Origin of the sequence: Streptomyces sp. NPDC052496, assembly GCF_040679095.1 — a bacterium.
Taxonomy (GTDB): Bacteria; Actinomycetota; Actinomycetes; order Streptomycetales; family Streptomycetaceae; genus Streptomyces.
In genome coordinates this window covers 202,189-213,621 of sequence record NZ_JBFAUH010000017.1, presented here as the reverse complement: position 1 = coordinate 213,621, position 11,433 = coordinate 202,189, and the positions used below count along the sequence as shown (strand labels likewise).

The 11,433-nt window shown below is 72.3% G+C and carries 10 protein-coding genes; 7 read left to right on the top strand and 3 right to left on the bottom strand.

The window, feature by feature from the left end; translation table 11 throughout:
• Window positions 1–150 precede the first annotated feature (150 nt).
• From AB0L45_RS23450 to AB0L45_RS23440, 3 genes are all read left to right on the top strand, one after another.
• Window positions 151–744, top strand: coding sequence for a hypothetical protein (locus AB0L45_RS23450; protein ID WP_365842896.1), 594 nt, complete (start codon window positions 151–153; stop codon window positions 742–744).
• Window positions 741–1,094 carry a nucleotide pyrophosphohydrolase gene (locus tag AB0L45_RS23445; protein WP_365842894.1) on the top strand — a complete coding sequence of 118 codons (354 nt, stop codon included), beginning with the start codon at window positions 741–743 and terminating at the stop codon, window positions 1,092–1,094. The genes AB0L45_RS23450 and AB0L45_RS23445 overlap by 4 nt, the downstream gene beginning before the upstream one ends.
• Before the next feature lie 133 nt (window positions 1,095–1,227).
• Window positions 1,228–1,683, top strand: coding sequence for a DUF6099 family protein (locus AB0L45_RS23440; protein WP_365842892.1), 456 nt, complete (start codon window positions 1,228–1,230; stop codon window positions 1,681–1,683).
• Between the two features lie 406 nt (window positions 1,684–2,089).
• Here AB0L45_RS23440 and AB0L45_RS23435 read toward each other — a convergent pair whose 3' ends face one another.
• Both AB0L45_RS23435 and AB0L45_RS23430 read right to left on the bottom strand, forming a co-directional pair.
• The gene (locus AB0L45_RS23435; protein WP_365842890.1) at window positions 2,090–2,530 is read right to left on the bottom strand and encodes a hypothetical protein; all 441 of its coding nucleotides are present in this window, start codon (window positions 2,528–2,530) and stop codon (window positions 2,090–2,092) included.
• A gap of 646 nt (window positions 2,531–3,176) precedes the next feature.
• On the bottom strand, window positions 3,177–3,623 hold the full coding sequence (locus AB0L45_RS23430; RefSeq protein ID WP_365842888.1) for a MarR family winged helix-turn-helix transcriptional regulator: 447 nt from the start codon (window positions 3,621–3,623) through the stop codon (window positions 3,177–3,179).
• A gap of 178 nt (window positions 3,624–3,801) precedes the next feature.
• On the opposite strand from AB0L45_RS23430, the gene AB0L45_RS23425 reads away from it, so the two are divergent.
• Complete coding sequence (locus AB0L45_RS23425) at window positions 3,802–4,359, top strand: quercetin 2,3-dioxygenase (RefSeq protein WP_365842886.1); 558 nt, start codon at window positions 3,802–3,804, stop codon at window positions 4,357–4,359.
• A 144-nt stretch (window positions 4,360–4,503) separates the two neighbouring features.
• A complete protein-coding gene (locus AB0L45_RS23420) occupies window positions 4,504–5,745 on the top strand; it encodes a PP2C family protein-serine/threonine phosphatase (RefSeq protein WP_365842884.1) in 1,242 nt (413 codons plus the stop codon).
• Between the two features lie 319 nt (window positions 5,746–6,064).
• Here the strand turns inward: AB0L45_RS23420 and AB0L45_RS23415 are convergent, their stop codons facing one another.
• Window positions 6,065–6,988 (bottom strand): LLM class F420-dependent oxidoreductase, encoded by a 924-nt coding sequence (locus tag AB0L45_RS23415; RefSeq protein WP_365842882.1) that lies wholly within the window; start codon window positions 6,986–6,988, stop codon window positions 6,065–6,067.
• Between the two features lie 164 nt (window positions 6,989–7,152).
• Here AB0L45_RS23415 and AB0L45_RS23410 point away from each other — a divergent pair, with 164 nt between their 5' ends.
• Together AB0L45_RS23410 and AB0L45_RS23405 are read left to right on the top strand one after the other, a co-directional pair.
• Window positions 7,153–8,691, top strand: coding sequence for a 3' terminal RNA ribose 2'-O-methyltransferase Hen1 (locus AB0L45_RS23410; RefSeq protein ID WP_365842880.1), 1,539 nt, complete (start codon window positions 7,153–7,155; stop codon window positions 8,689–8,691).
• Window positions 8,688–11,357 (top strand): polynucleotide kinase-phosphatase, encoded by a 2,670-nt coding sequence (locus tag AB0L45_RS23405; RefSeq protein ID WP_365842878.1) that lies wholly within the window; start codon window positions 8,688–8,690, stop codon window positions 11,355–11,357. The genes AB0L45_RS23410 and AB0L45_RS23405 overlap by 4 nt, the downstream gene beginning before the upstream one ends.
• Window positions 11,358–11,433 lie beyond the last annotated feature (76 nt).

Sequence of the window (11,433 nt, the reverse complement as noted above, 5' to 3'; positions counted from 1 at the left end):
GATCTCGGTACCGGGGTTGGCGCCGGGGCGGGTGCCGGGACCAGTCCCGGCACCGGTGGCCGTACCGGGGCCGGTGGTCGTCGTGCCGATTCCGGCGGTCCTGCCGGGTCCAGCAGCGCTTCGCGTGGCCACGCGCGTACGGAGGCCGACGTGCCGGACGGCTGCGCGGCCGCGGCGGACGGCGACGGGGCGGCGGACGACGGGGGCACGTTCGGCGGGAGCTGGGGCTGGTCCGCCGGGGACGGGCGGCTGCGTACCGCTTGCGACAATCTCCCCGCCGTACTGGGGCGGACCAGTCGCGAGTGTGCGCGGCGGCACGCGGTGCTGGTCGAGGCGGTACGCGCCGGGTGCGTCGGCCCGGTGGCGGGGTTGCGGGCCGAGCCGGTGGAGCGCGGCGGCACGGTCGGTATGCGGGCACTGGTCGAGCGCGGCGGGCTGCCGGCGACGCCGCTGGAACAGCTCGGCGACGGCGAGCTGCGTTACGTCGCCCTCGCGCTGGTGCTCCTGACGGGCCCGGAGGTGCTGGCCATGGATCCGGTGGGGGAGGTGCTCGCCGCCCGCCAGGTGCTGGGGCTGATGGCCGACGGGATGGACCGCAGCCTCGACAGCCGGCAGGCGCGGGCGTTGCTGGAGCTGGCCGTACGGATGGTGGGGCGTGGGCACGTCCGGCTGCTCGGGACGGTACGGGACGCGTCGGCCGCCGAAGGGCTGTCCGAGGTGCGGGTGCTACACCTAGGGGTATGAGTGAAGATCTCCATGCATTGCAGAAGCGGCTCGCCGAGTTCGCGGCGGCCCGTGACTGGAAGCAGTACCACACCCCCAAGAACCTGGCGGCGGCGCTCAGCGTCGAGGCCTCCGAACTCGTCGAGATCTTCCAATGGTTGACGCCCGAGGAGTCGGCGGAGGTCATGAGCGACGCGACGGCCGCCGGACGGGTCGAGGACGAGGTCGCCGACGTGCTGGCGTACCTGCTGCAGTTCTGCGACGCCCTGGGCATCGATGTGCTGCAGGCGCTGGCCGCGAAGATCGAACGCAACGAGACGCGCTTTCCCGCGAAGGGGGCCGAACGAGCCAATCGTCACTCTATGGAGTGAAGGATCTTTCCACATCGTCTTGGTTGTCCACAGATTTGCGAATTCCTCTGGCCTTTTTGGGCTTTCAAGTTCACGCTGGGTAGTGGCAGGTAGTGCGGCGAAGCTGACAGTGGTCTGAGGGAGGGGGTCGCGGATGGACGCGGTGCGCATCATCGCGGCCAGTCGGCGTGGTCTGGCGCAGGCGCAGACGGTCCAGGAGATCGTCGTCGAGGCGTGGCAGGCGCAGGCGCTGGCCGAGGCGGTGGGCAGTCATCTCGCGATATCGGGACCGCACGAAGTGCGGTCCCGGGCGCGGGGATTGGGCGATGCGGGAGGAAGGACGAGCGCGGCACTACTGATCCCCGCGCCGAGGATCGGCGGCCCACGAGCGGCCCAGCTCTCCGAGGTGCGGGACACCCTGGCCGCCCTGCGCGGGCTGTCCTGGCTCCTCGGTGAGGTGTGCGAGGCCCTGGTGGGAGTGGTCTGCGCGGCGGACGAGGAAGGGATGTACTGGACCTGCGTGGAGGCCATGGACGTCGCCGACGAGTCCCGCGACCGGGTCACCGGAATACTCAAACACCTGGCCTTCCACCCCCGGGACACAGCCTGAGGGGGCGCGGGCTCCGGCGCTTGCGCCCTTGGGGGTGGGGGAGGCCGGGGTGAGTGCGGGCCGCTGGGGTGATGGGCGGACCGGCCGGTCAGTCGGTCAGTCGGCCGGGGCGTGGCTGGCGTGGCGGCGTGCCGGTCGGGGGTGTGGTCCGGGGCGTGTGATCTGGATGGGAGCGGGCTGCGCTTCTTGGGTATCGGCCGGGTCCATGGGCCCAAGGAGCGGGTGACCGGCTCGGGCGAGCCGAGACGGCGGTTGGGCGGCCCGATGTGCCGGTCGGTTGGGGTGCGAGGCTCGGGCGGGGGGAGGCCCGGCTGGGGCTGGGGGTTGGCCCGGTGGTGGGGGGAGGGGGTGGTGTGGGCTTGGCTGGGTGGTGGGGCGGGGGATTTGTGCGGAGGGCGGGGTCGGGTCAGTGCATGTCTACGGTGACGGAATTGTGGGTGGATGTGGGGGCGTAGCGGGGATTGCCGGTGAAGGTGGCGTCGTAGCCGCCGGTCAGGAGTTTGACGGCGGAGGCGAGGAGCTGGGGGAGGTGGGATTTCTTGCACTGGGCGTAACCGTTGGTGTCGGTGGTGGCCTCGCAGAGCACGGCCTTTTCGCCGGCCACGGTGAACTGGACCGGCAGGCCCGCTACGGGGGTGCCGTCGACTTCGCTGATCTTTGCCTTCAGGCCGCTGATTTGGCGTGCCAGTACGTCGAATGAGCCGTAAAACGCTTTTGCGGTGAGGCGCTTGGGGGGAGTGGGGCGGTCGTCGTGGTCGAGTGCGGAGGCCGCGGTGACGGTGAGGGCGCTGGCCAGGGTCAGCGCCGTGGTGGAGATCGCGGCTGCGCGGGAGGTGGGACAGAGCACGTCATACCTCTTTCAGTAAGTCCTATCTCCGACTTACTGATCAACGTGCCGCAGTAAGAGATGGGTGCGGGGGTGCGGGTTGTTGAGCCGAAAGGGTGAGGCGGGGGTGGGGGCGGTGGGGTGGAGGGGGCGGGGAGAGCGGGTAGTGGTTGGAGGGTTCCGCCGGGTGGGCTTTTCGGGGCTGGGGGAGTGTGTGAGGGCTGAGGGAGTGCGTAGGGACTGAGGGAGTGCGTAGGGACTGAGGGGCGCCGTGCGATCATCTGGAAAGTTCTCGGTGGAGATATGAATGCGTTATCGCATGATCGGGCCGGGGGTTGGGGTGGGGAGCGGCGGTGGGAGTGGGAGAGGGATTGGTGGGGGGCGGAAAGGCGGTGCGTGGCCAGAAAGGCGCACGAGAAGGGTGAATGGGCGCGCTGCGGTGACTTGCCGGTCAGCTGGTAGATGTATGTATTCGCCTATGGAGCGCCGGCGTGCGGGGTGGGCGCTGTCCTTGCGTATGTGCGGCTGTCGGTGCGCGCTCAGCGACGTACGCCTGAAGTGTTCGACGGCTGGCGCGGCACGTTGGCGTTGTGTGGGCCTTGTACCAGCCGGCTCCCGGCGGGCCCATCAGCTGCGTCTGACCGCGGGGATCGGCAGGTTCGCGTCTTCAGTGCGCCGGGGGTGGGCCCCACGGGGCCTCCAGTGCCGCGCGGAGGGCTTGGAGCGTTTCGTGGCCGATGCGTTCGGCGAGTTGGGTCTCCAGGTCTTTGAGGAGGCGTTCGGCCTGGTGGTGGGCGTGTTCGCCGGTCGGGGTGCGGCGGATCAGGCGTTGCCGGGCGGAGGCGGGGTCGGGGATCTGTTCCAGCAGCCCGGCTGAGACCAGGCCGTGTACGGCTTGGTGGGCGGTCTGCCGGGTGACGCCCATGCGCCGGGCCAGGGTGGCGACCGTGGTGCCCTCCGCGTCCAGCACGGCGAACAGTTGGACCTGAGTCGACGTCACCGGAGGGCCGCCGGCCGCGTTCATCGCGGCGAGGAGGGCTTCCTCGAACCAGCGTCGGGCGTCGCCGAGCAGTTGGGGGAGGTTGCGGCGGGTGGGGTCGGGGTGGAGGGACATGGCCGGCCTTGGGATGGAGGGGGTGAAGGGGGTGAAGGGGGTGAAGGGGATAGAGGGAGTGAAGAGGTGGAGGGCTGGGTGGGTTGCGGTGGGGGTGAGCGCGTGTCAGGGTACCTGACGAGTTGAGTGTCAGGGTGCCTGACGCCCTGGGCGACGCCTGTTGGTTTTTGGAGGGTTTGTGACTATTGAGTACGCCACGCGATACCGCCGGGCTTCGCGCATTCCGGCGGAGCCGGGCCGGCCGTACTTCATCGAGAAGGGCGAGGGGGACCGGGCCCACCTGTTCGGCGACCTGGTCACCATCTACGCGGGCGGCGAGCAGACCGGGAACGCCTTCAACTTCTTCACCTGCGAGGGCCCCAAGGGCGACCTCATACCGGCCCATCTGCACACCGACACGTACGAGGTCTTCTACGTCACGCAGGGCGCCGTCCGGCTGTTCGTCGAGGACACCGAGGGCGACCAGCAGGAGAAGCTGCTGACCCCGGGCGACTTCGGTTTCGTCCCCGCGAACTGTCCGCACGCCTATCGCATGGAGCGGCACCACAGCCAGGTCGTCGGTGTCGCCGCAGGTCCCGGCGGTACGTTCGAGCGGTTCTTCGAAAGCCTCGGGGTTCCTACGGAGCAGCTCGGCCTGCCGCGTGAGCCGGTCGTGCCGGAGGCGGAGACGTTCCGGACGGTTCCCGAACAGTACGACGTGCGGTTCCTTCCGGGGCATGAGTGGCGTACGCGGTGACGAGGGCGGGGGCAGGGAACGGGGCCGGGACACCGGCGTGACCGGCGTGGCCGCGACCCGAGTGGGGGAATGACCGACGCCGCTGGATCGCCCGGACGGCGGGGGCGCGAGCGTGGTGCGAGACTGCGGTAGGAGGTGATCGCGATGGCCGGCGAAGCCTTTGCGGACGCCTACCCGGGCGCCGAGGGCTACGGGATGCTCGAAACGCTGCTGGAGCAGGCCCAGCGCGCGGCCCCCACGGACCTGCCCGACCTGGTGAACCGGCACGCAGCGGCGCTCGGCCTGCGCCATGTCGGCCTCTACCTGGTCGACATCCAGCAGCGGCAGCTGTGCCCTCTGGGCGTGGGGCAGCGTTCGCTGTCCGTGGACGCCTCCATCGCCGGCTGGACGTACCGGACCCTGGCCATGCGGGTGGAGGACGTGGACGACCCGGAGGACGGCATCCGGGTGTGGCTGCCGCTGGTCGACGGCGTGGAGCGGCTGGGCGTGGTGGAGGTGCGCACGAACCTGCTGGACGGCGACCGGATGCGCCGCTGCCGCGCGCTGGCGGCCCTGCTGGCCCCCATCATCACCTCGAAGCGGGCCTACAGCGACACGTTCGTACGCCAGGCGCGGACGCAGCCGATGCAGCTGCCCGCGGAAATGGTGCGGGCCTTCCTGCCGCCGCGCACGATCGGCAACGAGCAGGCGGTGTCGACGGCGGTACTGGAACCCGCGTACGAGCTGGGCGGCGACGCGTTCGACCACTCCGTCACACAGGACACGCTGCACGCCGCCATCATCGACGCGATGGGCCACGACCTGGCCGCCGGCCTGGCCACGTCCGTCGCCCTGGCGGGCTGCCGCAGCGGCCGGCGGGCGGGTGCGGACCTGCGTGAGACGGTGGACACCGTCGACCAGGCGCTGTGCGAGTGGCTGCCCGATCGTTTCGCCACCGGCATCTTCCTGCAACTGGACCTCGCCGACGGGCGGCTGCGCTGGGTGAACTGCGGCCACCCGCCGCCGCTCCTCATCCGCCGGCACGGCGTCCTCGACCGCGCGCTGGAGCGGCCCGGCCAGCTGCCGCTGGGCCTGCCGGCGGCGCTGAGCCCGGAACCGCGTACCGTCCACGTGGCGGACCTGGAGCCGGGTGACCGGGTGCTGCTCTACACGGACGGTGTGACCGAGGCGCGGGACTCCAGTGGCGCGCTGTTCGGTCTGGACCGGTTCACGGACACGATCATCCGGGCCACGGCGGGCGGCGAGCTGGCCTTCGAGACCTTGCGCCGCCTGATCCACTTCATCGTCGACGACCAGGGCAACGAGCTGCGGGACGACGCCACGCTGCTGCTGGTGGAGTGGTGCCCGGGCCCGTGGGGGCCGGGCGGGGAGGCGCCGGTGGGGTGAGGGCCGACGGCCGGGCAGCGGGCGTACGAGCCCCGCCCGCACCCGGCCCTCCGCGCACCCGGCCCTCCCCGTACCACCGAAGCCCTGCCACCCGTCTTCAGGCCCCCGCACTCAGGCCCCCGCACTCAGGCCCCTGCACCCAGGCCCCCGCACCCAGACCCTCGTGCCCAGATCCTCGTGCCCAGATCCTCGTGCTCAGCCCCTCGTGCTCAGCCCCGCACTCAGGCTCCTGTGCTCAGGCCCCCGTACCCAGGCCCTCGTGCTCAGCCCCGTACTTAGGCCTCTCCGTACTCAGGCTTCCCCGAACTCGGGCCCCCGCTCAAGCCACCTGCGGCATGACCTCGGACGCGATCAGTTCCAGCTGGTCGAGGTCGGTCAGGTCCAGCATCTGGAGGTAGACCCGCTGGGAGCCGACGGCCCCGAAGCGGCCGAGGCGTTCGACGACCTCGGCGGGGGAGCCGGCCAGGCCGTTGGCCTTCAGCTCGTCGACCTGGCGGCCGATGGCGTCCGCGCGGCGCTTGACCTCCGCGTCGTTCCGGCCGACGCAGGCGACCAGGGCGTTGGAGTAGACGAGTTCGCCGGCGTCCCGGCCGCGGTGCTCGGCTGCCGCCCGTACCCGCTTGAACTGCTGCTCGGTGTCGTCCAACGAGGCGAAGGGGATGTTGAATTCGTCCGCGTACTCGGCGGCGAGCGCGGGGGTGCGCTTGGCACCGTGCCCGCCGATGAGGACCGGCACCTTCGGCTGGGCCGGCTTGGGCAGCGCGGGCGAGTCCGTCAGCTGGTAGAACGTCCCGTCGAAGCTGAAGCGTTCGCCGGTGGGCGTCTTCCACAGTCCGGTGATGATGGCCAGCTGTTCCTCCAGCCGGCCGAACTTCTCCTTGGGGAAGGGAATGCCGTACGCCTTGTGCTCGTCCTCGTACCAGCCGGAGCCCAGGCCGAAGTCGATCCGGCCGCCCGACATCTGGTCGACCTGGGCGACCTGGATGGCCAGCACGCCGGGGAGGCGGAAGGTACCGGCGGTCATCAGGGTGCCGAGCCGGATGTGCTTGGTCTCCCTGGCCAGGCCGGCCAGGGTGATCCAGGCGTCCGTCGGGCCGGGCAGGCCGTCGGTGCTGCCCATGTGCAGGTAGTGGTCGGAGCGGAAGAACGCGCCGTAGTTCAGGTCCTCGGCGGCCCGCGCGACGCGGAGAAGGGTGTCGTAGGTGGCCCCCTGCTGGGGCTCGGTGAAGATCCGGAGTTCCATGCCGCCCATCTTGCCCTGCGGGTGCCGGGCGCCGGGAACAGGCACGGGCGGCGTACGGCGGTGCGGTGGTGCCGCGCGCGATCCGGCGCCGCCCCCGCCCGCCCCGTTCCCACCTGCAAAAACCAGTTCGTCAAACGGGGCGCTACCGGGCAATACTCGTACGCGTGTTCCTGACGATATCCACCACCGGAAGCGCTGAGCGCCCCGCGACCGACCTCGGGTTCCTGCTGCACAAGCACCCCGGCAAGGCGCAGGCGTTCTCGACGGCGCACGGCACGGCCCATGTGTTCTACCCCGAAGCGGACGACAGCCGGTGCACGGCCGCGCTGCTGCTGGAGGTGGACCCGGTCGCGCTGGTGCGGCGTGCCCGGGGCAAGGGCCGGGGCGGTGCGCCGGACTCGGCGCTCGCGCAGTACGTCAACGACCGCCCGTACGCGGCTTCGTCGCTGCTGGCCGTCGCCTTGAGCTCGGTCTTCGCGAGCGCGATGAAGGGGCAGTGCAAGGCGCGTCCCGAGCTGCCCGGGCAGCCGTTGCCGCTGCGCGTCGAGCTGCCCGCCGTGCCCGCGCGCGGCGGCGCCGGCCTGGTGCGCCGGCTGTTCGAGCCGCTGGGATGGACGGTACGGGCCGAGCCGGTGCCGCTGGACGAGGCGTTCCCGGAGTGGGGCGAGTCGCGTTACGTACGGCTCGGCCTGGAGGGGAAGCGGACGGTCGCCGACGCGCTGCGGCACCTGTACGTACTGCTGCCGGTGCTCGACGACGCCAAGCACTACTGGGTCGCGCCCGACGAGGTCGACAAGCTGCTGCGGACCGGTGAGGGCTGGCTGGAGGACCACCCCGAGCAGAAACTCATCGTCGGCCGCTACCTCGCCCGCCGCCGGTCCCTGACCCGCGACGCGCTGGAGCGGCTGGAGCTGGCGCGGCTCGCCGAGGCGGATGACACCGCCGTCGAGGAGATCGACAACGCGGTGGAGGAGTCGGCCGACACCGAGGACCGGCCGGTGCCGCTCGCCGTGCAGCGGCGGGCCGCGATCCTCGGTGTGCTGCGGGAGGTGAAGGCGGCGCGGGTGCTGGACCTCGGCTGCGGGCAGGGGCAGTTGCTGGGCGAGCTGCTCAAGGAGCGGCAGTTCACCGACATCGTCGGTATGGACGTGTCGATGCGTGCGCTCCAGGAGGCGCGGCGCAGACTGCGGCTGGACCGGATGCCCGAGCGGCAGTCCGAGCGGCTGCGCCTGGTGCAGGGTTCGCTGGCGTACACCGACGCCCGCCTGAAGGGGTACGACGCGGCCGTGCTGAGCGAGGTCGTCGAGCACGTGGACCTGCCACGGCTGTCCGCGCTGGAGTACGCGGTCTTCGGCGCGGCCCGGCCGCGTACGGTCGTGGTGACCACGCCGAACGTCGAGTACAACGTGCGCTGGGAGTCGCTGCCCGCCGGGCACGTACGGCACGGTGACCACCGCTTCGAGTGGACGCGCGAGGAGTTCCGGGCGTGGGCCGCCGAGGTGGCGGGGCGGCACGGGTACGAGGTGGAGTTCCGGCCCGTGGGACCGGACGACCCCGAGGTCGGCCCGCCGACCCAGCTCGCGTACTTCCGCCAAGCGGAACCCGCCCCGACCACCCCCACCGCACCTGCCACCCGAACCGCCCCCACCGCACCTGCTACCCGAACCGCCCCGACCACCCCCGCAAAGGAGGCCCAGGCATGACCGGCAGCGACACCGGTACCGACACCGACGCCCCTCCCGCCCGCCGCCCGCTGGGCGTCCCCGACCTCTGTCTGGTGGTGCTCGTCGGCGCCACCGGCTCCGGCAAGTCGACGTTCGCCGCGCGCCACTTCACGCCCACCGAGGTGCTCTCCTCGGACTTCTGCCGCGGGCTGGTCAGCGACGACGAGAACGACCAGAGCGCGAGCGGTGACGCCTTCGACGTCCTGCACTACATCGCGGCCAAGCGCCTCGCGGCAGGCCGGCGGACCGTCGTCGACGCCACGAACGTGCAGCCGGAGGCGCGCGCCCAGCTGGTGAAGCTGGCCCGCGAGCACGACGTGCTGCCGGTGGCCATCGTCCTGGACCTGCCCGAGGAGGTGTGCGCGGCGCGCGCCGACCGGGCCGGGATGCCGCGCCGCGTCATCCAGCGCCACCAGCGCGAACTCCGCCGGTCCCTGCGGCACTTGGAGCGCGAGGGGTTCCGCAAGGTGCACGTGCTGAAGGGCGTGGAGCAGGTCGAGGCGGCGGAGATCGTCACCGAGCGGCGCTTCAACGACCTGCGGCACCTGACCGGGCCGTTCGACATCGTCGGCGACATCCACGGCTGCCGCTCCGAGCTGGAGACGCTGCTCGCACGGCTGGGGTACGAGGTCGAGCACGACGCGCTCGGCCGTGCCGTGGACGCCCGGCACCCGCAGGGCCGTACCGCGGTCTTCGTCGGCGACCTGGTGGACCGCGGCCCGGACAGCCCCGGCGTGCTCCGCCTGGTCATGGGCATGGTCGCCGCCGGGCACGCCCTGTGCGTACCGGGCAACCACGAGAACAAGCTCGGCCGCTACCTCAAGGGCCGCAAGGTCCAGCACAGCCACGGCCTCGCCGAGACCGTCGCGCAGCTGGAGGGCGAGGACGAGGCGTTCCGCGGCGGGGTCGCCGCGTTCATCGAGGGCCTGGTCAGCCACTACGTGCTCGACGGCGGGGCGCTGGTGGTCTGCCACGCCGGACTGCCGGAGAAGTACCACGGCCGGACGTCGGGCCGGGTGCGGTCCTTCGCGCTGTACGGCGACACGACCGGCGAGACGGACGAGTTCGGGCTGCCGGTGCGCTACCCGTGGGCCGAGGACTACCGGGGCCGCGCCGCCGTGGTCTACGGGCACACCCCGGCGCCGCGCGCCAGCTGGCTGAACAACACCATCTGCCTGGACACCGGCTGTGTCTTCGGCGGCCGGATGACGGCGCTGCGCTGGCCGGAGCGGGAACTGGTCGACGTACCGGCCGAACAGGTCTGGTACGAGCCGGCCAAGCCGCTGGCCACCGAGGCGCCGGGCGGCGCCGACGGGCGCCCGCTCGACCTGGGGGACGTCACCGGGCGGCGGGTCGTGGAGACGCGCCACATGGGCCGCGTCGCCGTCAAGGAGGAGAACGCGGCGGCGGCGCTGGAGGTGATGAGCCGGTTCGCGGCCGACCCGCGTCTGCTGCCGTACCTGCCGCCGACGATGGCGCCCTGCGCGACGTCCAAGGAGGACGGCTACCTGGAGCACCCGGCCGAGGCGTTCGCGTCGTACCGGGCGGACGGCGTGCGGGAGGTCGTGTGCGAGGAGAAGCACATGGGCTCGCGGGCCGTGGTCCTGGTGTGCCGGGACGAGGCGGTGGCGCGGGAGCGGTTCGGTACGCCGGAGGGCGTGAGCGGCGCGGTCTACACGCGCACCGGGCGGCCCTTCTTCGCCGACCCGGCCATGACCGAGCAGGTGCTGAAGTCCGTACGCGAGGCCGTGGACGGCGCGGGCCTGTGGGAGGAACTGGCCGCCCCCACGGCCACGGCCACCACGGCGACCGTCTCCGCAGCCGGCGCCCCCACGGCGGCCGACCCCGCCGCTGCCGGCTCCGGCCACTGGCTGCTGCTCGACGCCGAGCTGCTGCCCTGGTCACTGAAGGCGTCCGGCCTGCTGCGCGGTCAGTACGCGGCGGTCGGCGCGGCGTCCGGCGCGGCCTTCCCCGGGGCGCTGGACGCGCTGGAGGCGGCCGCGGCGCGTGGCGTGGAGGTGCCGGACCTGCTGGCGCGGCAGCGGGACCGGGCCGCCGACGCGGCCGCGTTCACCGAGGCGTACCGGCGTTACTGCTGGCCGGTCGACGGTCTGGACGGCGTACGGCTGGCACCGTTCCAGATCCTGGCCGCGCCGGGCCGCAGCCTGGCCGCCGTACCGCACGACGAGCAACTGGCCTGGCTGGACCGGCTCGTCGAACACGACGGTACGGGCCTGTTGCGGCGTACCGGCCGCCTGGTCGTCGACACCGAGGACGAGGAGTCGGTCGCGGCCGGTGTGCGGTGGTGGCTCGACCTGACCGCCGCCGGCGGTGAGGGCATGGTGGTCAAGCCGCTGGGCGCGCTGGTGCGCAAGGGGGACGGGCGGCTGGTGCAGCCGGGCGTCAAGTGCCGTGGCCGGGAGTACCTGCGGATCATCTACGGCCCGGAGTACACCCGCCCGGAGAACCTGGACCGGCTGCGCGTACGCCACCTCGGCCACAAGCGCTCCCTCGCCCTGCGCGAATACGCCCTCGGCCTGGAGGCGCTGGACCGTCTCGCCGGCGGCGAGCCCCTGTGGCGGGTGCACGAGGCGGTCTTCGCGGTCCTGGCGCTGGAGTCGGAGCCGGTGGATCCGCGGCTGTAGCCCGCGCGTCCACGGGTCCGCCGGCCTGTCGGCCCGCGCGTCCACGGGCCCGTCGGCCCGCACCCCGGGGCGGGAG

What these genes read in the sequence shown, in the direction of transcription:
- AB0L45_RS23405 (WP_365842878.1), top strand. Translation starts at nt 8,688, where the DNA reads ATGACCGGCAGCGACACCGGTACCGACACCGACGCCCCTCCCGCCCGC.
- AB0L45_RS23445 (WP_365842894.1), top strand. Translation starts at nt 741, where the DNA reads ATGAGTGAAGATCTCCATGCATTGCAGAAGCGGCTCGCCGAGTTCGCG.
- AB0L45_RS23440 (WP_365842892.1), top strand. Translation starts at nt 1,228, where the DNA reads ATGGACGCGGTGCGCATCATCGCGGCCAGTCGGCGTGGTCTGGCGCAG.
- AB0L45_RS23415 (WP_365842882.1), bottom strand. Translation starts at nt 6,988, where the DNA reads ATGGAACTCCGGATCTTCACCGAGCCCCAGCAGGGGGCCACCTACGAC.
- AB0L45_RS23430 (WP_365842888.1), bottom strand. Translation starts at nt 3,623, where the DNA reads ATGTCCCTCCACCCCGACCCCACCCGCCGCAACCTCCCCCAACTGCTC.
- AB0L45_RS23420 (WP_365842884.1), top strand. Translation starts at nt 4,504, where the DNA reads ATGGCCGGCGAAGCCTTTGCGGACGCCTACCCGGGCGCCGAGGGCTAC.